The following is an 18,093-nucleotide window of genomic DNA, read 5'->3' on the forward strand; positions in this document are numbered from 1 at the left end:
CGCCGCCTGACCGAGGGTTTCCCGGCAGGTTGCAGCTCGCCTATGGACGGCAACACACCTTCACCATAACATGACATGCGCATACCCTTACCCGGTATTCGACATGTGTTTTCCGCAGCTGGCTCAGACGGCATGAAGGGAGCGGTTCATGGCGGTGTCGCGATCACAGTGGGGTCGGCGCGGGTTTTTGCAATTAGGTGCAGCCACGGCGGCGGCCGGGGCGCTGGCCGCCTGCGGCACCCGGCCGGTGCGCGGGCCCAGCGGGCAGCCAGTCGGGCCGACCTCACCGAGAGTGGGCGCGGTAGAAGCCGCGCGCCGCGACGGCGGCGGCCGATTGGTCCCGGTCAACCTAGCTGCGCGGCCGCTGCAGCTGGATCTGGCGGGCACGACCGTGTCCACGTGGGGTTACGGCGACCAGATTCCCGGGCCCACTATCCGGGCCCGCAAGGGCGAGGTGTTGCGGGTGGCCGTGGCCAACGGGCTGCCGGCGCCCACCACGGTGCACTGGCATGGGATCGCCTTGCGCAACGACATGGATGGGGTGCCGGATCTGACGCAGCCGCAGATCGCGGCGGCGGGATCGTTCACCTACGAATTCGCCGTGCCCCATCCGGGGACATACTGGTTTCATCCGCATGTGGGCACCCAGCTGGATCGGGGTCTGTATGCGCCGCTGATCGTGGAAGACCCCGATGAGCGCGCCGACTACGACACCGAACTGATAGTGGCACTCGATGACTGGATCGATGGCACCGGCACCGACCCCGACAAAGTACTGGCCGGGCTACGGGACAAGGGCATGCCGGGGATGGGTCACTCGATGGGCGAGATGCCGGGGATGTCGATGGGTTCGATGGGGGTCAGTGCGCAGGCGCCGCTAGGTGCCGACGGCGGCGATGTCACCTATCCGTACTACGTGATCAACGGGCGGGTGCCCGCCGATCCGCAGACCCTGGACTACCGGCCCGGGACCCGGGTGCGGCTGCGGATCGTCAACGCCGCCGGCGACAGCGCATTTCGGGTCGCGATCCCCGGGACAGCGCTGACGGTGACCCACACCGACGGCTTCCCTGTGCAACCACGGCAAGCCGAGGCGCTGCTGATCGGTATGGGTGAGCGCATCGACGCCATCATCACCATCGGTGAGGTATCGGTGCCGCTGCTGGCGGCCCCTTACGGCAAGGACGGCTACGCCCAGCTGGTCCTGCGCTCAGGCGGCAAACCCGTGTCCGGTTCGGCGGCGCAGGCGGCCGCGGCGCTACCGAAGCTGACCGCACTAGACACCGCCTCCCTGAGCGCCACTGAGGCGGTGACCCTGGCTGTCCGCGAGCCCGACATCTCCTACGACTTGCGCCTGGCCGGGCCGGGAGACAAATACTCCTGGACGATCAACGAAAAAACCTACAACCCCGCTGAAGGGCTGCCGGTGCGCGAAGGCCAGCGGGTGCGGCTGCGCTATATCAACAACTCCATGATGTTTCACCCGATGCACCTGCACGGACACACCTTCGCCGTGCGGACCGCGGCCGGTGCGTATGGCGCTCGCAAAGACACCGTGCTGGTGGCGCCCATGCAAACAGTCGAAGTCGACTTTGATGCGGACAACCCGGGCCAGTGGCTGACCCACTGCCACAACATTTATCACGGCGAAGCCGGAATGATGACCGTCGTCTCCTACCGCCAATAGCACTGCACACCATCAGATTTCGCTGCCCGGCCATCGGTGTCCATCAGCGAGAAAGTGCCATCGACTACTCATCACTACACATAAGGAGATCACCATGGGTGCACTGCGTTGCCTCGGAGCGGCCCTGGCCGCGGCCGGGTTTTTCCTCGCGGGGCTGCTGGCCCCACCGCTAGGGCATGCCGCCGGGTCCTGTCCGCACCGCTTCGGGGCCGCCCAACAACTGGCCGACGCCGGCGGCGGCATCCAAGATTGGACCATCACCGGCCTGAAGAAATCGGCCGACGTCCTGCCCGGCTACACCCCGACCGGCCAGCTGTGGGAAGCCTCGGCGACCGTGCGAGCCGATCGCGGCACCATCACCCCACTCATCCCCAACCTGGCCGCCCACGCCATGAGCGGGCACTACCCGGTGCTCTGGCAGGTCGCCACCGATCAAGGCCTACCCGCCACCACCCTCGAAGAGGGCCAATCATCCTCGGGCACAGTATATTTTGATGTCACCGGGCCCGATCCGATGGCGGTGGTCTACACCGCGGGCGGCGGTGCACCGGCGATGATGTGGTGCTGCGAGCCCGCGATGAGTATGTCCACGAACAAGGCCATGGACCCGACGATGAAAGCCAAGATGAAGGCCATGATGGCCGACTGCCCGTGCTGCAAAGACATGCCCGCCGCCGCACCCGGCACCGACTGCCCGTGCTGCGGGCCCACACCTGCGGCGGCCTAACCCACTTCGTGCAATCCTGAGAGCCCGCTGCCGCAGGTGGCGGCAGTAAGCCGGGTCAGCACTGCACGTCGACGTACATGGTGCGGTACAGCAGCTGCGTGCCCACCCCGTTGGCGCGTTTGGCCCGGTTGGGGTCGACGACCTGCGGATGGGTCCACCAATACTCGGCTCGGCCTTCGCGCACCGAGGTCACGGTGCACAGCTGCAGCGGTTTGACACCCGTGCGGTTGACAATGACCTTGTCGCCTTGACGCTGCAGAGCCAAGATGACCTGCAGCGCATTAGGAGCAGCCGGGCCCGCCCATGCGCTACCGGCGCCGGCCACGGTCGCCGCAGCAACGGCCGCAATGACGGCGGTCCCGCCGCGGCGAAGAAAACGTTTGTTGCCCATGAGAATTCCCTACGTTGGGGTGCCGCTCACAGGCGGCAGGAGCTGTCGAAGGACACCAGAAAGCCGATGCCTTATGGCCGCAGTGGCCAGGCATCGGCAGGTGTTTGATCAGCGCCGAATAACGCAGAGCTGATGTAAAGACATCGGGCCGGCAACGGCGGCCACACGGGCCCGTGGCGGCGGCCCCCGCACGGGTGTCCCACCTGCCGCAGCTACGCCGGTCAAGGCACCGAACACCGTGGGCAGCGCCCCCATCAAAGGCAGGTTGTCGCCGGTACGCACCGTCGCGGTCAGCTGCGCGTGCGGGCACGGCGCATCCAGATCTGCCCCCACCGGGTCAGCCGCCGCACGCAAAAACGCCGGCGCAATCTGCTCGCTGACAAGGCCTGCGACAACATGAGCGGTCGCGGCAGAGTCCGCAGTTGACCAGGAACGCGGCGCACCAGTGAGGCACCCCAGAGCCGCGCTCACCGCCACGGCGGCAATGAGCACCAACGCTGCCGCACCCCGTTGGCGGCGATACCCCCGGCGCGGGCGCATCCGCATGCACCCCATCCTAGCCATAACCCCTACCGGGTACTGGCATATTGGCGGGTGTACAGACGATGTCCAGGAACGCGTGCAAGGATGCCCCCGCGGGTATGGCAGGGCTGCGGCGCAGCGGCCGGCGCTGGCCGATTGGGTGCAGGAGGTAGATCTGTGGGTGCGGTGCTCTCGTCGCTGCGGTTTCAGGTAGCGGTGGTCGCGGTGGTGCTGGTGGCTGCGGCCGGGGTGGTCGGCATCGGGGTGCGCCATCGGTTGTTGCTGGGCCCGGACACGGTGGACTGCGCCCGCTACAAATGTGTGGCCCTGACGTTCGACGATGGCCCCACGCCGTTTACCGACCGGCTGGTGCAGGTGCTGACCGATCGCGGCGCCAAGGCCACGTTTTTCCTGATCGGTAACAAGGTCGCCGCTGATCCTGCGGCGGCCCGGCGCATCGTGGCGGCGGGAATGGAAGTGGCTAACCACACCTGGGAGCATCCCAACATGGCCACCGTCCCAGCCGCCGATATCGGCGCTCAGCTGAGCAAAGGTGTCGGGGCAATCGCGGCGGCTACCGGGATCGCCCCGCATCTGTATCGGCCGGCCGGCGGGGTTTCGGATGCGGCGGTGCGCGCCGAAGCGGGCCGGCAGCATTTGGCCGAAATCTTGTGGGATGTCATACCGTTCGACTGGATCAATGACGCTGATACCGCCGCCACCGTGTATATGCTCAAAACCCAGATCAAGCCCGGTTCGGTGGTGCTGCTGCACGACACCTACTCGAGCACCGTCGATATCGTCTACCAGTTCCTGCCGGTGCTGATTGCCAATGGCTACCACATGGTCACCGTCAGCCACCTGCTCGGCGACCGCGCTCCCGGCACCAGTTACGGTGGCCGTGAAAACGGCCCGCCTGTCAACGACATTCACGACATTCCGCCCGCGCAGATCCCTGCCTTGCCGGCCACGCCCTCACCCAAACCAGCACCCAATTTGCCGATCACCGACATCGCAGGCCAAAACCCCGGCGGGCCCCAGTGATTGGGGCGTGAACCAGCTGATTCGGCAGTCCTCATGGCTGCTCGCTGCGGCCGCTGGCGCCTCCGGGCGCCACCAAGGTGTCCGCGCCGGTGTCCTCGCCGGTGTTCTCGGGTTCGCCGTGTTGGCTGGCTGACGCCGCCCGGCGCGGCCGGCCGCGGTGGTGGTGGTGCAGGTTGGCGGCGGCCAGCGCGGCACAGATTGCGGCGGCTGGGATCAGCGCGTGATCGCCGATGCGTGCCCCAATGATCACTCCTACGGCCGCACCGGCGATGAAGGCCGCCACGGTGGCAGTAAGGATCGCGGCCCGCCACCGGTCCACTCCGTGGTGGTAGCTGCGGGCCAGCAGCAGCCCCAGATCGGTAAGCGTCCCGGTGAAATGTGTGGTCCGCACGGCCATCGACGGAAATCCCGACGTCATCCCGTTCTGCAATCCGCATGCAGCGGCGGCCAGCGGTGCCCTGATCAGCGGGTGCTCGATTCCCGCGGCCGCCACCAGCAGCGCCGCCTCGGCCACCAGCACTGCGGCCGGGCGCGGGCCGGTGTGGGCTTGCGTTGGGGCCAGCACCACACCGGCGGCGATGACACCTGTAACGAAGCCGGCCACGATCACCGCGATCATGCGGCCCGAATCCAGCAGCGGATTGCTGGCATGCATACCCACCCGGGTGGTCAGCGCGGTCAGATTGCCCACTGGAAACACCCACACCAGCAGCGCCACCGAATTGACATAGCCGGCCACCGCAGCCTTATCTGTAGGGGTGATTGGGGTGTTTCCGACTGTTTCCTACATGGGTCGCGAACCGGCGTTTTCTGGTGGGTGACAGTGTTATCTGTAGAGGTGTTTCCATGATTGGGTCGCCGCGCTCCGTTCCACCTAAACGGATCGTGAGTTGACGAGGCACGGCCCGGTGGTGGTCGGCGACCAGCTGGGCCAGGCGGTTGTGCGTGTGACGTGGAATGAATCGGTCGCCCGCCTCGAACAGCGGCCCGGCAATAAAGAACTTCAGTCGGTTGCGGGTCCAGTCGCGTGCCATGTTCGTGGCCCTTCGCGTGTAGTGATGGTTACCGATGAGGTGTAAAGGGTCCGGTGGTGCTGAACCGTCCGGCCATCTCGACTTGACCGAGCAACCATATTTGGCGCTATCATCGTCGAATGGCGATGATAGGGCCTGCCGAAGGCCTGCGGCAGGTGGTCGATGTGGAGGCGGCGACGGCGTTGTTCCATAGCCTTTCGGATGGGACGCGGCTGGCGATCTTGCAGCGGTTGGCTGCCGGTGAGGCCCGGGTGGTGGATCTGACCATCGAGTTGGGTTTGGCGCAGTCGACGGTGTCGGCGCATCTGGGGTGCCTGCGTGATTGCGGTCTGGTCGATTACCGGCCGCAGGGCCGCTCCTCGGTGTATCGGTTGGCGCGTCCGGAGGTGCTGGCGGTGTTCGCGGCCGCTGAAGCGCTGCTGGCCGCCACGGGCAGTGCGGTGGCGTTGTGCCCGAACTACGGCCACCCTGGCAATGCGAAGAAGGTGGCGCGATGAGCGATGCGTGTGGCTGCGGCTCTGATGAGGACCGCCCCGGCGGCCAGGCCGAGCACGAACCCGAACGGCTGTGGGAGATCAGGGAGCTGCGTGCGGCGGCGGTTACGGGCGTGATGCTGGCGGCTGGGTACATCACTGGCTGGTCCGGTGGGCCGCGCCCGGTCGAAATAGGTTTGTACGGGCTGGCTTTGGCGATCGGCGCCTACACGTTCGTGCCGTCCACACTGCGTCGTCTACTCAAGGGCAAGATCGGTGTGGGCACCTTGATGACGATCGCCGCGATCGGTGCGGTGCTGCTCGGTGAGGTCGGCGAGGCCGCGATGCTGGCGTTTTTGTTCTCCATCAGTGAGGGTCTGGAGGAGTATTCGCTGGCGCGGACCCGCCGCGGTCTGCGGGCCTTGTTGTCGTTGGTGCCCGATGAGGCCACCGTCATCCGGGGCGGCACCGAAACCGTCATCGCCCCAACGGATCTGCAGGTCGGCGACATGATGGTGGTGCGTCCCGGGGAACGCCTGGCCACCGATGGTGTGATCCGGCAGGGCCGCAGCGCCCTAGACACTTCGGCGATCACCGGCGAATCGGTGCCGGTGGAGGCGGGCCCGGGCGCTGAGGTGTTCGCCGGGTCGATCAACGGCACCGGAGTGCTGCATATCGAGGTCACCAGTACCGCCGCGGACAACTCGTTGGCCCGCATCGTGGCGATCGTGGAGGCCGAACAATCCCGCAAGGGCGCCAGCGAGCGCCTGGCCGACCGGATCGCCAAACCCCTGGTACCGGCCGTCATGATCGCCGGCGCCGCTATCGCCGTCGTGGGCAGCATCTTCGGGGATCCGCTGGTGTGGATTGAACGGGCCCTGGTGGTGCTGGTGGCCGCATCCCCGTGCGCGCTGGCGATCTCCGTTCCGGTGACCGTGGTGGCCGCGATCGGTGCCGCCTCCAAACTCGGGGTCCTGGTCAAGGGCGGCGCCGCCCTAGAAGCCCTCGGCGCGGTGCGCACCGTGGCCCTGGACAAGACCGGCACCCTGACCGCCAACAAGCCGGCCGTCATCGAGGTCGCCACCGTCGGCGCCGCCACCGCCGCCCAAGTCCTGGCCGCTGCAGCAGCTTTGGAAGCCCGCAGCGAACACCCGCTGGCTGCCGCGATCCTGGCCGCCGCCGACGCCGTGGTACCGGCCGACAATGTTCAAGCTGTCACCGGCGCCGGGCTCACCGGCGACCTGGGCGGGCGCCATCTGCGGTTGGGGCGCCCCGGCTGGCTCGACGCCGGCCCGTTGGCCGCCCAGGTGGCCGCCATGCAAGCCGGCGGCGCGACAGCGGTCCTCATCGAAGAGGACGGCGCCCTGATCGGGGCGATCGCGGTACGCGACGAACTGCGCCCCGAGGCACGTGAAGTGGTCCAGACGCTGCGCCGCGACGGGTATGAGATCGTCATGCTCACCGGCGACAACGCCGCCACCGCGGCCGCGTTGGCCCGCCAGGCCGGTATCGATACCGTGCACGCGGACCTGCGGCCCGAAGACAAAGCCCACCTGATCAGTCAATTGCGCCAACACAACCCGACCGCGATGGTCGGCGACGGCGTCAACGACGCCCCCGCCCTGGCCACTGCCGACCTCGGTATCGCGATGGGCGCCATGGGCACCGATGTGGCCATCGAAACCGCCGACGTGGCCCTCATGGGCGAAGACCTGCGCCACCTCACCCAAGCATTCCGCCACGCCCGCCGCGCCCGATCCATCATGCTGCAAAACATCGGCCTGTCCCTGGCCCTGATCAGCGTGCTCATCCCACTGGCCCTCACCGGGCTCCTGGGTCTAGCCGCCGTCGTCGCCATCCACGAACTCGCCGAAATCGTGGTCATCGCCAACGGCGTCCGCGCCGCCCGCACCAAAGCAATCGGGGACACATCATCGAAACCGGAACCGATTCCTACCGGCTGGCCCACACCCCGCAACCAGAAAACCACAGCAGCCAGCTGAACTCGGGGCGCAACAAGATCACGTCGCACCCGTGACGAGGCGTCGGCCGAGCAGCGGGTAGGCCCCCACACCGATCACGTCAACCGCCTCGCACTCAGAAGCGCCGCCAGTACGCGGTCCCTGGTTGGAAGGTCCAATCGGCACGCATCAGCTCCCAACTCAGTGCCCGGCTTCATGACATCCACACCATCAACGAGCACCGTCGGCGATGGATATCCACCGACCCTTTCAACCACCACATCTTCAGCGATACCGATCTCAGATAGACAGTCACCGAGCAAGCGCCGAGCCGCCGACGCATTCGGACACCCCAGGCTCGTGAGAAGTTCCACATGCATACATCTAGCTTCGCTCAATACGCACGGCTTCTGCACCCCAGGCAGGGCCAACTGACACCGCCCAGGCAGAACCCATTGACGTAGCCAATGCGGCATAACTGATGGTGGGTATCTGGGCGCCCCTATACCTGGCGAGGCGCCGTCAGTGTCTGTGCCAACGGTGCCCCCACGAGCACTGCAGCGATCTGCCGTATCTGGTTGTGCCCCTTTTCCGCCTATGTCCGGACTACGTTGGCCGAGCGTTGCGCGGTGTGGGATGCCGCACCCGCGCCTGTGATCTACTATCTAGGTACGTAGATAGTAGATCACATGCCATGTGGTTTCCGCTGTCGATGTGTCTGGTTAGTGGTTGGAAATGAGTTCTCTTGCAACAGAATGGAGTACGTAAGTGCGTGCATTACGGATGATCATGGTGGCTGGCGCGGCAGCCCTTTTGATGGTGCTTGTTGGTGTGCCGTTGGCGAATGCGGCCAAGAAGGATTGTCCCCACCAGATGGGGTCGCATCAGCGCCTGAGCGATGCCGGCGGCGCCGTGGTGCAGGAGTGGACGATCACCGGGTTACACAAGAGCGCCGACGGCGCCCCGGGTTACCCGGTCGCCGGTCAGCTGTGGGAAGCAACGGCATCGGTGCATGCAGTCTCGGGCACGGTGACCCCGGTCATTCCGAATCTCGCGGCTGTTTCGGGCTCCGAAGAGCACTATCGGACGCTGTGGCAGCTGGCCAGCCCGGCAGGGCTTTCCGGGGCCACCCTCGCTGAGGGGCAGAGTTCTACGGGCAAGGTGTACTTCGATGTCACCGGCGGTGCACCGGCCATGGTGGTCTACCAGAACGGCGCGATGCCGGAGCTGATGTGGTGCGATGAGGCGGCCATGAAGTCGATGATGGCCACGATGAAAACCCAGATGAAGTCCAAGTCCGGCGACTGCTGTGATGACATGGCAGCCGCCAAGGAATCTGGCGACTGCGCGTGCTGCGCGGATATGGCATAGCCCGGCAGCCATCAATCCATCGGAAATGAAACAAAGTCAGCGACCTCGCATCGACTGCCGGGCAGGACCACACGCGTGATCGCAGAAGCAAGGAGGTGCTGAGATGGCCGATGTTCTGCCCCTGTTGGCGGTGCTGGCGTGCCCGGTCGGCATGGGCGCGATGATGTGGATGATGATGCGCAATCGCGACGACACGCAGACCGGGCAGTCCCAAGAGCTGCAAGCCTTGCGTGCGGAGATCGCACAGCTCAAAGCCCAGCGTCCTACTATGTAGGTACGTAGACAGTAACAACGTGCAGAACGTGGCCGTGCGGAACGTTGCAGTGCACGGGGCAGACAGGGAGATGGATGTGCGTAGTCGAGGCTTCGGTGAGCTCGAAACTGTCGTGATGGATCGCGTGTGGGACCGCGGTGCGGACACCACGACGGTGCGGGAGGTGTTTGATGAGCTTGCCGCCGACCGCGATATCGCCTACACCACGGTGATGTCGACGATGGATAACCTGCACACCAAGGGCTGGCTGCAGCGCGAGCGTGACGGCAAGGCCTACCGCTATTGGGCCGCTCTGACCCGCGAGCAGCACAGCGCCCGACTGATGAGCCAGGCCCTGGATGCGGGCGGCAAACCTGATCTGGTGCTCACGCATTTCCTGGCACAGATCGGTCCGCAAGAATCAGAGCGGCTGCGCGCGATGTTGCGGCGCCCCGCCAAACGCAATCGCGCCACGTGAGCATCGCGGTCTGTCTGCTGCTCTACAGCACTGTGGTCGTGGTGTTCGCCCCGCCGCTTTTGTCGAGGCTGACTCGTTCGGGGCATGCTCCCCGTCTCGGGGTCACGGTGTGGGTGAGCGCGATCGCTAGTGTGCTGGCCAGCTGGGTGGTGGCTGCCGTGCTCATCGTTATCAATGTTGTGCGCCACTGGAATTCCCCGATGGTAGTGCTGGCCGCTTGTACTGCCCGGCTGCACGAGGTTGTCACCGGCCAGGCAGGTATCGCCGCACAGCTCGGGATACTGGTCATCGCAGCCTCGGCGGCCGGAGCCGTCGGCGTCGTCAGCGTGCGTCTTATCCGGGCGCTTATTCATTTACGCGACGCCGCCCATGAACACGCGCAGGCCGTGCGCATCGTCGGGCGCCGCGGCACCGAACACGACGTGGTGGTCATGGACGCTACCGAGCCTGCCGCCTACTGCGTCGCGGGCCGCCCCGCCACGATCGTGCTCACCACCGCCGCACTCAATGCCCTTGACGCCGAACAAATAGCAGCTGTCCTGGCCCATGAACGGGCCCACCTCGCCGGGCATCACCCCCAAATCGTCACCGCGCTAAGAGCCCTGGCGACAACGCTCCCACTCGTACGACTCATCACCGCCGGCGCCATCGAAGTACCCAAGCTGCTGGAAATGTGCGCCGACGATGCCGCCGCCCACCACCACGGCCGCACCGCACTCCTGTCCGGGCTCCTTGACCTCGCCGACACAACACCGGCACCAGCGCTCGGCGCCGCCAACGTCGCGGTCCTTAGCCGCGCCCAAAGACTCCTGACCCCACCAGCATTCACAACACAAGCCCGCACCCACGCGATGCTCACCGCCGCCGTGCTCACCATCGCCACCGGCCCACTGATCACCATCGCCCTGGCCGCCACCGGCACACTCACCTGCATGCCCTAACAGACCCAACAAGCGCCGACACCAAAACCAAACCCGGACAGGCCGAAAACGGCCATAACTGGGGTGCGTGCCTACACGCCCTGCCCAGAACGATCCCGACCGTGTGGCGGAGTGGGAGCGCACTCGTCGTGTCGTCGGGGGCCGTATCCGGGCGCTGCGGATTGAGCGTGGTTTGACGCAGGAGTCTTTGGCGTTGACATCGGGGAAGCTCTCGGCGTGCCGGTAGCGGCGTTGTTCGATGAGCAGTGATGTCCCGGGCGACGTCGTAGCGCGAATCGTGCAGCAGATTTGTTCTGCGATGGCGGTCCCTGGCAGATTGGTTGCGGTCAGGCACTAACGCGCTGGGTACCGGTATGGGTTGGGTCGGGGGCGAATAATGTGGATGCTGTCACTGGCTTCGATATGAATCTCGGTCGCGAGATCGCCTTGCTGGCCGTGGATTTGGGCTTGCATGCCGGGTTCGAGCGGCCAGCGGTCGTAGGTTTTGTCCTCTTGGAGGATGCCGGGAATCGTGTGGGTCCACCTGCGCACGTGGTGATGGACGATGCAGACGGGCTCTGCCCGGTGCTTAGTTTGTGCACGTGCACGGTCGCCATGTGTGCACGGTACGGGCAGAGATCGACAAGCCGAAGCGCTAACTGCCGAGGTGCAGTTGCGCTGTGAGCCGTGCGATCTCGCCGTGGGCTGCCGCGAGGGCGGCGTCCTTCTCTTTGAGTTGTGCGTGTAGGTCGGTGATTTGGGCCCGGTGTTGGTTGCGCTGGGTGCTCAGTTCGCGGCGCAGCCCGGCCACGATGCTCGTGGGCATCGCCCCGGCGGGGGCGCCGGAGGCCGGTGTGGCGGCGGTGCGAAGGGGGTTGTGGGCGCGGATACGGGCCAGCTGCTCAGGGTTGCGGTAGATGGTTTTGCGGGTGACCCCGGCGGCGCGGGCTACGGCGTTGATGTTGATCGGTACGTGCTGGCGGCGCAGGTCACGGATCGCTTTGTCGATGCGGGCACGGGCATCGGCGGAGCGTGCTTTGGCGTGCCGGAGCAGCCCGTCCAGGCCCGGTTGGGGTTCAGTCATGGGTGCTCCTGCGGCGCTGGGCGTGATCGAGTGCCGATTCGTGAGCGCCACGGGTTGCGATGGGCAGCAATGGAATCCGTGTGGCGGTCGCCGGTCCGCTGACTGCCGCAGATGTCGGGAGGGAGTGGTCGGTCAGGCGGGTGATGATGGCGTCCAGGGAGGTGATTTCGCGCAGCCGCTCGGCGACCCACACGTTGGAGTCGGCGAGCTCGCGGCCGGTGCGGGCGGCCACTTGGGCGCGGCGGGCATCGAGTAGTGCCGCGGTGGCTGCGCGCTGCTCGCGCAGCTCGTCCAGATGGGTGGCATCGGTCGCGAAATGGCCGCATGACAGGCAGGCGTTGCCTTTGTCGCAGGACTTCAGCGGCGGCAGCAGGCATACCCCGTTGGGCAAGATGCGGTCGGTGCGTTTGGCCAGCTGGGTCATTTCATAGATGTCGGCGGGGCTGATCGCGATGTCGGCGCCGTGAGCGCCGATCTTCTTGTGTTTCAAGAATTCTGCTTCAGCTGTGGCTGCCAGGGTGGCGGCGTAGCGGGCGGTCATCTCCGGGCTCTTGTGGCCCAGGTAGCGCTGCACCACATGTAACGGGACACCGTCGTTGAGCAGTTCGGTGGCGCGGGTGTGTCGCAGCCGGTGAGTTTGGGAGAACCGCAACGGGTTTCCTGCTGGATCGGTTAACCGGTGGACCTTGTCGAGTTTTTGCAGCGAGTTCAGGTAGGAGCTGTAGGGCCGTGCCCGCTGTCCCTGATGTTGATGCAGCATTCCCACGAACAGGTATTTGGAGCGCACGCCGGGGTACTGCTGAGCAAGCCAGCGCTGCTGTTCGGCGATGACCTCCACGACCGCTTGTTCGACCAAGATAGTGGGGTCGACGCCCTCGACTTTGGTCTGCTGGTAGCGCAGCCGCGCCACGAACGTATCGGTGTCGCCCTGCGCGGGGAGTTCACGGCCCGGGATCGCGGTGAGCGGATCATGATCGAGCATCAGGATTTCCGAGGCCCGCCGCCCGGTCATCGCCTGCAGCAGCCAGGCGCGTGCCGCTTGCGGATCGCCCAGACCAGGCACTACCGAGATGGCCCCGTCAGGGTGGGTGAGTACCACTCGCCGGGATCTGTCGGCGCCTAGTACGTCCAGGTAGGCCAGCATCCTTTGCAGATCGGCGGTGCTGTACCAGGTCAATTCGCGGTGGCGCTTAGTTTTGCGGGGCGCGTATGTTGGCGACCATAGCCGGGTGTGGGCGGTGGTGATGTCTTTCCAGCGTTCATTGCCGGTGCCGGCGGCAGCGTCGGCGGCGTGGTCGTACATGAACGTGTAGAAGGACTGCACCTCGTATTGGATCTCGGCGACCATGTAGTCGGTGAGCCCGCCGGGTTTGGCGGAGGCGTGCGGGCTGCGCAGATAGTTCAGGAAGCCCAGGAACATCTGGCGCAGGGTGTCGGGGTCGTCGGCGATCAGCGGGTCGTCGGCCAGCGCCTTGGTGACGCAGAAGGTGCCCAGTTGTCGACCCAGGTTGCCGCTGCGAGAGATGGCTGTTGTCCAGGTGAACAGTTGATGAGTCAGCGCGGTGCGCATCCAGAATCGCAGCCCCTCGCGCAGCCAGTTAGGTTGAATGCCAGCGAGTTTGAGCACTTGATCGTGGCGGGGTTCGTGTTCGCGCTGGGGGATGCGCGGATCGATGCGCAGATCCCATAGATCATGGGACCACCAGGGCGCACCGCCGCAGCGCACCGAGAGCAGCACATATAGCTTGTCGACGGTGTACTGAAAATTGCGGCGATACCCCGGGGTGGGCAGACGCCCGTTGCGGCGTTCAAACAGCAGCACCCCGTGCCGGATGATCTCGGCGGCGTCAAGATCGAGCAGGCTTTCCGGGGGGTGCCCGTGGCCGTGCTGATAGTCGGCGATTGCTGACGGCAGGGTCCGCAGCAGCCAGTTGAGGTCGCCAGGATCGATGCGGCACAGCCCTTCTCGCCAGCAGGTGTACACCCACCAGGCCAGCTCGTGGGCGAAGCGGGGCGGCCCGGGCGGGGTGAAGTCGTAGGGTTCTCCGTCAGCGCGGGGCCGGTAGTACTTGTTCGGTGTGAATACCTCGCAGGCCGGTGCCGCATCGATCCGGTATGCCGGTGTGCGCCACTGCTCGGGCACTTGGGCCCATTGCTGCTCCCAGGCCGCTGGTGCGGACGGTCCTGCGCCCCGACGGGGCCCGGATCGGTTAAGTGGGGTCATCATGTAGCCCTTTCCACCCGGCCGCGAAGCTCTTCCACTGCGCCAGCGTGCGCATCTCGGCGTCCTCGGTCACCCAGCCGTACGTTGAGAGCGTGGTTTGCATGTCTTGATGACCCAGGCGGCGCATCACCACATGTGGCGGTACCCCCGACAACAGCAACGCGGTGGCGTGGGTGTGACGCAGCCAATGCGGCGACCACTGCTGCGGTAGGACACCGCGGGCACCCTTGGTGATCGAGCGGACCTTGGTGTACACCGATTCTGGTCGCAGCGGTGCGAACAGTGGACCGCCGGCGAGGTTGACGAACACGAAATGGGTGTTCAGGTTCTCCACGAGTTCGTCGGCGCCGACGTCGACGAGCTGCCACACGTACGCCGAGTACAGCGCTTCCAGATCGTCCCCGATGTAGATGCGGCGGGCGCCGCCTTTGACCCGCACTCCGTGGGGATGGTCTTGACGGGGCACCACCTCGATCCATGGGGTGCCGCCGGCGCCGATATGAATATCGTTGTGCCGAAGCGATAATGCTTCACCAAGGCGCATTCCCGTCTCGGCCAGTGTGGCGAACAGCAGCCGGTCCCGCAGCGCTGACGGGGAGCCCGACCAGGCGCCGTCGGTGTCCTGGGTAGCGCACGCCTCGATGATGGTGCCCACTTGGGTGGGCAGCAGAACCGGTGTGCGGCAGATGTTCCCGGTTTTGGTGCGGTAGATCGGCCGTGGCTGGGGTGCGCGGCGTCCGACTCCGGCCAGCAGGGGAATGTAGCGGGACCGTCCACGCTTGCCCAGGGTGCCGTAAAGCCGCTGATATGGGCCATCGAGGTGGTGAGCGTGGGCGTGATAGCGGTAGAACGCCAGCACTGCGGCGGCCCGCTGTTGCACCGAGGAAGGGGCCAGCCACACCCCGGGCGCGCCGATGCGGGCGGTGCCCGGCAGGTCCCCGGTGCGCAGGTAGGTCAGGAACTGTCCGAACATCGCCGTCGAGATGTCGGTCCAGGCGGTGTCTGTGGCCTCCAACACATCCCACCAGGTGGCCAGTCCTGCCGCATAGCCGCGCACAGTGTTCGGGGAGGCCTGATCATCACGCAGGAACTGCAGATACTCCGCGACCGGCGCGATGGGCAGATAGTCGGCGCCCACGACCGTGTAGGAGCAGCTGCCATCCTCGGGCGACACTATCCGCTGCACTCGCGCCACCGATGATCACCTGCCCACGGTGTCAGGCTCGACGCTGCCGGTAGGCGGCGAAATCTGCAACACCACTGCGCATCACGCGGGCCGGCGGCGGCTTGACCGGTGCGGCGGCGTAGCGCTGTCCGACCAGGAATTCATGAAGCACATCCAGCGGCCAAATGACCTGGTGGGCGGCCAGAGCCTCGGGAGAGCTGACCCCGTAGGCGAATTCAATCCACTTACTCATCAATCGTGGACGCTCCGGGAGTCGCTCATCCCATCCGGGCTCTGTTCTGCCCCACGTGAACCCGGTGTCGGCGTTGATCCGCGTGTACAGCTGGGTGCGCAGCATTTCGTAACGGTCCTCATCCAAGGCTCCGCGATCATAGAAATGAGGTAGCAGCGCCCCGATGGAGATACCCCATTTCTGTTTCACCGGAATCAAGTTCAGCAACGACGGCACGTTCTTCACCGCTTTCGATGCCACCGCAAACGGCGCCAAGAATTCCGAGGCGAACCGAGACGCTTGGTCTTCATGCTCGTCGGTCAGCTCCGCGGCATCGGTGTGCAGCACCAAATGCCCCAACTCGTGCGCCAGCGTCCACCGGGTCCGCTCCCAAGAATCCAGCTCCCGCAACACAATCAGCGGTCGTTCCTGGAACTCGCCCACCCACGTCGAGCATCCCAGGTGTTTTTCTAGCCGTCCCCGAGAATTATCTTCGGGTGTCTTGGCGCCGAAACGCTCGTGTCTCATCACCACGGGGATCCCGCCGCGCTCCAACAGATGGGTCAGATCGCTGATCGGTGCATCAGGTTCGACCCCCAAGCATTGGCGAGCGTGCCGCGCGGCGGCGATCGGGTCACGATCAGGAGCCGCCGAGATCCGCACCGGCGGCAACTTGTGCCGAGTATCGAGCTCCAACAAAAAATCGCCCGACAACGCGATGAACTGCGCCATCCGATTCTTCTCGGTCTCGGTAGTGGACTTGGGTGTGCGGAACAACAACTGGTCAGGCTCGACCAGACACACCGGGGTCGCCGTGAAAAACCTTGCCGGAAAACGCAAAACCTCAGTTAGCGACCGCAGTTCGTCCTCGGACAGGCACGTCGTGTCGGCTCGCTCCAGCCGTGACAAACGAGCCCCGGACCAGCCCACCGCGTCCATCACCGACTTTGCTGTTAACCGCCGCATCAAACGGGCCTGGCGGGCCCGCAGCCCATAAATTTCAATCGTCTTCGTCATCGCGATCCCGATTCAACACCACTACCGACAACGCTAACTGGCGGGTGTGACAAACGCGTCACGCTGGATCGGGACCAGAACCCTCTTGGCTGTCCTGGCCGAAATCCTCGAAATCGCCGCCCTGCTCGTCTTGCTGATCCTGGCGAGGTGCCGCCGACTTCGGTAGCGGTGCCGAGGCCACAATCACGATCTTGGCGCCATCGTCGATACCGATCACCGCCGCTAAGAACACTTCCGGCACGTGGTAGGCGTCCGGACTGAGCGTCCACAGCACGAACCAGTCGTAGCCAAGTGCATCCTCCTGCGGCTCCTCGGAATCCTCGTCGGTGGCCGGCGGCTCCTCCTGGTCGGCTGCCGCCACCTGCCATTGGTTGGCGATCTGTTCGGCAGCCTCCGACTCCTGCGGCTCCTCGTCGACCTGGGTTTCCTCCTGGACCGGCACCCCCTCTTCCCACTGCGGCGGCTGCCGCGGCTGATCGAATTGGCCACTGATGGTCAACTGTCCGTCGCGGATCTCCTGCTCCGGATCGGCCGGCGTCGGCTGCTCGGCGTCCTCGTCGGTGCTCTCCTGGTCGAGGGCCTGCTGACCCTCGATGGCCTCCAGCGCCGCCGTCCGCTGCCTTTTCGGGGGAAGGATCACCAGCCGCTCCCGATCGGCGATCACCTTCGAGGGTGCCTTGCGGACCCGAAACTGGCCGCCGCGTCCATCGAGCAGCACCACCGACATACCCTGCCCACACATCGTGGACAAGGCCCCCGCCTGCGGGGTGAAGATGGACTGCTGCGGCCCGTCTCCCTCGATCAACGCCCCGTCGCCGTCCCGGGCGATCCGCAACTGCAGCAGCAGCCCGCGCACCGACGTGCAGTGCAACTGGCCGTGCATCTCCGCCGGGTCGGGGAACTCGGTCTCCCATATTTGCGCAGCCCGCAGCACCATTGCCGCAATATCCTTGCGCAGCTGCGCAAACGCGCCATGATGCTGGCGAACCAAGTCGTCGCACTGCATCTGCACCTTTAGGTTCATGGCTGAAGGATTCCATATGCGAACCTACTCCGCAATAGGTATAGGCATGTTTTTCTTCATGCCCTGCGGCAACGCTCGCCCGCCCGCTACCGGGCTGGCGCCACGTGGCACGGATATCGCGCCTGGCCCCGCGTTTCATATCAACGGTCATGATCGACTCCGCTGCGGTCATCGCCGCCGTCCTTTCGTGGTCATCACCTTGTCCACCAACTGGTTCAGCGGCGTATTGAGCACCTGGGCCACTTGCGCGACCAAGAAGAATCCAGGTGTGGCCGTGCCGCCCTGCTCCAACTTGCGCAGCGTGTCCAGCGGCACCCCAGCCTCATGGGCCACCTCTGCGGCCGTGCGCGTTCCCCGCAGCCTGCGCAACTCCTTGCCCAGCTTTTCACCCTGTACGCGTTGGATATTCGACAATGCTGGCCGCGGCACATCGATAACTATACCCGGATAGTTATCCAAGTATAGTTATTGCACCAAGTGAGTTTT

At 65.5% G+C, this 18,093-nt stretch carries 18 protein-coding genes and 1 pseudogene; 10 read left to right on the forward strand and 9 right to left on the reverse strand.

The genetic code is table 11. The features are described from left to right. Window positions 1–148 precede the first annotated feature (148 nt). Window positions 149–1,687 carry a multicopper oxidase family protein gene (locus AOT83_RS11965; protein ID WP_052621582.1) on the forward strand — a complete coding sequence of 513 codons (1,539 nt, stop codon included), beginning with the start codon at window positions 149–151 and terminating at the stop codon, window positions 1,685–1,687. 94 nt (window positions 1,688–1,781) lie between these two features. Further along, window positions 1,782–2,414, forward strand: coding sequence for a DUF1942 domain-containing protein (locus AOT83_RS11970; RefSeq protein ID WP_052621581.1), 633 nt, complete (start codon window positions 1,782–1,784; stop codon window positions 2,412–2,414). A 55-nt stretch (window positions 2,415–2,469) separates the two neighbouring features. Here the strand turns inward: AOT83_RS11970 and AOT83_RS11975 are convergent, their stop codons facing one another. Continuing rightward, window positions 2,470–2,805, reverse strand: coding sequence for a hypothetical protein (locus AOT83_RS11975; RefSeq protein WP_052621580.1), 336 nt, complete (start codon window positions 2,803–2,805; stop codon window positions 2,470–2,472). A gap of 108 nt (window positions 2,806–2,913) precedes the next feature. Beyond that, window positions 2,914–3,351 carry a hypothetical protein gene (locus AOT83_RS11980; protein WP_052621579.1) on the reverse strand — a complete coding sequence of 146 codons (438 nt, stop codon included), beginning with the start codon at window positions 3,349–3,351 and terminating at the stop codon, window positions 2,914–2,916. A gap of 153 nt (window positions 3,352–3,504) precedes the next feature. On the opposite strand from AOT83_RS11980, the gene AOT83_RS11985 reads away from it, so the two are divergent. Continuing rightward, window positions 3,505–4,371 carry a polysaccharide deacetylase family protein gene (locus AOT83_RS11985; RefSeq protein WP_052621578.1) on the forward strand — a complete coding sequence of 289 codons (867 nt, stop codon included), beginning with the start codon at window positions 3,505–3,507 and terminating at the stop codon, window positions 4,369–4,371. A 31-nt stretch (window positions 4,372–4,402) separates the two neighbouring features. Here AOT83_RS11985 and AOT83_RS11990 read toward each other — a convergent pair whose 3' ends face one another. After that, a complete protein-coding gene (locus AOT83_RS11990; protein ID WP_074251497.1) occupies window positions 4,403–5,134 on the reverse strand; it encodes a DUF1275 family protein in 732 nt (243 codons plus the stop codon). A gap of 390 nt (window positions 5,135–5,524) precedes the next feature. Here AOT83_RS11990 and AOT83_RS11995 point away from each other — a divergent pair, with 390 nt between their 5' ends. From AOT83_RS11995 to AOT83_RS26830, 7 genes and pseudogenes are all read left to right on the forward strand, one after another. Next, window positions 5,525–5,902: a metalloregulator ArsR/SmtB family transcription factor gene (locus tag AOT83_RS11995; RefSeq protein ID WP_052621576.1), complete on the forward strand. Its 378-nt coding sequence runs from the start codon at window positions 5,525–5,527 to the stop codon at window positions 5,900–5,902. Further along, the gene (locus tag AOT83_RS12000) at window positions 5,899–7,881 is read left to right on the forward strand and encodes a heavy metal translocating P-type ATPase (protein WP_052621575.1); all 1,983 of its coding nucleotides are present in this window, start codon (window positions 5,899–5,901) and stop codon (window positions 7,879–7,881) included. The genes AOT83_RS11995 and AOT83_RS12000 overlap by 4 nt, the downstream gene beginning before the upstream one ends. Window positions 7,882–8,622: 741 nt before the next feature. After that, the gene (locus AOT83_RS12005; protein WP_078313689.1) at window positions 8,623–9,210 is read left to right on the forward strand and encodes an MPT63 family protein; all 588 of its coding nucleotides are present in this window, start codon (window positions 8,623–8,625) and stop codon (window positions 9,208–9,210) included. A 103-nt stretch (window positions 9,211–9,313) separates the two neighbouring features. Next, the gene (locus AOT83_RS27855) at window positions 9,314–9,484 is read left to right on the forward strand and encodes a hypothetical protein (protein WP_165385144.1); all 171 of its coding nucleotides are present in this window, start codon (window positions 9,314–9,316) and stop codon (window positions 9,482–9,484) included. Window positions 9,485–9,560: 76 nt separating this feature from the next. After that, window positions 9,561–9,941 carry a BlaI/MecI/CopY family transcriptional regulator gene (locus AOT83_RS12010; protein ID WP_052621591.1) on the forward strand — a complete coding sequence of 127 codons (381 nt, stop codon included), beginning with the start codon at window positions 9,561–9,563 and terminating at the stop codon, window positions 9,939–9,941. After that, the gene (locus AOT83_RS12015; RefSeq protein WP_052621573.1) at window positions 9,938–10,882 is read left to right on the forward strand and encodes a M56 family metallopeptidase; all 945 of its coding nucleotides are present in this window, start codon (window positions 9,938–9,940) and stop codon (window positions 10,880–10,882) included. Before AOT83_RS12010 ends, AOT83_RS12015 begins: the two co-directional genes overlap by 4 nt. 67 nt (window positions 10,883–10,949) lie before the next feature. Continuing rightward, window positions 10,950–11,087, forward strand: a pseudogene (locus AOT83_RS26830) (XRE family transcriptional regulator); the annotation flags it as partial. A gap of 429 nt (window positions 11,088–11,516) precedes the next feature. Here AOT83_RS26830 and AOT83_RS12025 read toward each other — a convergent pair. The 6 genes from AOT83_RS12025 to AOT83_RS12050 all read right to left on the reverse strand — a co-directional run bounded on the left by AOT83_RS12025 (window position 11,517) and on the right by AOT83_RS12050 (window position 18,036). Beyond that, on the reverse strand, window positions 11,517–11,945 hold the full coding sequence (locus AOT83_RS12025) for a hypothetical protein (RefSeq protein ID WP_057964516.1): 429 nt from the start codon (window positions 11,943–11,945) through the stop codon (window positions 11,517–11,519). Then, window positions 11,938–14,169, reverse strand: a complete 2,232-nt coding sequence (locus AOT83_RS12030) for a tyrosine-type recombinase/integrase (RefSeq protein WP_052621570.1) — start codon at window positions 14,167–14,169, stop codon at window positions 11,938–11,940. Before AOT83_RS12030 ends, AOT83_RS12025 begins: the two co-directional genes overlap by 8 nt. Further along, a complete protein-coding gene (locus AOT83_RS12035; protein WP_052621569.1) occupies window positions 14,156–15,364 on the reverse strand; it encodes a tyrosine-type recombinase/integrase in 1,209 nt (402 codons plus the stop codon). Before AOT83_RS12035 ends, AOT83_RS12030 begins: the two co-directional genes overlap by 14 nt. 22 nt (window positions 15,365–15,386) lie before the next feature. Beyond that, complete coding sequence (locus AOT83_RS12040; protein ID WP_052621568.1) at window positions 15,387–16,583, reverse strand: ImmA/IrrE family metallo-endopeptidase; 1,197 nt, start codon at window positions 16,581–16,583, stop codon at window positions 15,387–15,389. Window positions 16,584–16,641: 58 nt separating this feature from the next. Then, window positions 16,642–17,607: a hypothetical protein gene (locus AOT83_RS12045; RefSeq protein ID WP_057171459.1), complete on the reverse strand. Its 966-nt coding sequence runs from the start codon at window positions 17,605–17,607 to the stop codon at window positions 16,642–16,644. Between the two features lie 168 nt (window positions 17,608–17,775). Continuing rightward, complete coding sequence (locus AOT83_RS12050; protein WP_052621566.1) at window positions 17,776–18,036, reverse strand: helix-turn-helix transcriptional regulator; 261 nt, start codon at window positions 18,034–18,036, stop codon at window positions 17,776–17,778. Window positions 18,037–18,093: the final 57 nt, after the last annotated feature.

The organism is Mycobacteroides sp. H001 (assembly GCF_001440005.1).
Taxonomy (GTDB): Bacteria; Actinomycetota; Actinomycetes; order Mycobacteriales; family Mycobacteriaceae; genus Mycobacterium; species Mycobacterium gwanakae.

Excerpts from the sequence above, each read along its gene's own strand:
- AOT83_RS12030 (WP_052621570.1), bottom strand. The coding sequence starts at position 14,169 with ATGACCCCACTTAACCGATCCGGGCCCCGTCGGGGCGCAGGACCGTCC.
- AOT83_RS11965 (WP_052621582.1), top strand. The coding sequence starts at position 149 with ATGGCGGTGTCGCGATCACAGTGGGGTCGGCGCGGGTTTTTGCAATTA.
- AOT83_RS12045 (WP_057171459.1), bottom strand. The coding sequence starts at position 17,607 with ATGAACCTAAAGGTGCAGATGCAGTGCGACGACTTGGTTCGCCAGCAT.
- AOT83_RS12025 (WP_057964516.1), bottom strand. The coding sequence starts at position 11,945 with ATGACTGAACCCCAACCGGGCCTGGACGGGCTGCTCCGGCACGCCAAA.
- AOT83_RS12040 (WP_052621568.1), bottom strand. The coding sequence starts at position 16,583 with ATGACGAAGACGATTGAAATTTATGGGCTGCGGGCCCGCCAGGCCCGT.
- AOT83_RS27855 (WP_165385144.1), top strand. The coding sequence starts at position 9,314 with ATGGCCGATGTTCTGCCCCTGTTGGCGGTGCTGGCGTGCCCGGTCGGC.
- AOT83_RS12000 (WP_052621575.1), top strand. The coding sequence starts at position 5,899 with ATGAGCGATGCGTGTGGCTGCGGCTCTGATGAGGACCGCCCCGGCGGC.
- AOT83_RS11975 (WP_052621580.1), bottom strand. The coding sequence starts at position 2,805 with ATGGGCAACAAACGTTTTCTTCGCCGCGGCGGGACCGCCGTCATTGCG.
- AOT83_RS11980 (WP_052621579.1), bottom strand. The coding sequence starts at position 3,351 with ATGCGGATGCGCCCGCGCCGGGGGTATCGCCGCCAACGGGGTGCGGCA.
- AOT83_RS12005 (WP_078313689.1), top strand. The coding sequence starts at position 8,623 with ATGATCATGGTGGCTGGCGCGGCAGCCCTTTTGATGGTGCTTGTTGGT.
- AOT83_RS11995 (WP_052621576.1), top strand. The coding sequence starts at position 5,525 with ATGGCGATGATAGGGCCTGCCGAAGGCCTGCGGCAGGTGGTCGATGTG.
- AOT83_RS11970 (WP_052621581.1), top strand. The coding sequence starts at position 1,782 with ATGGGTGCACTGCGTTGCCTCGGAGCGGCCCTGGCCGCGGCCGGGTTT.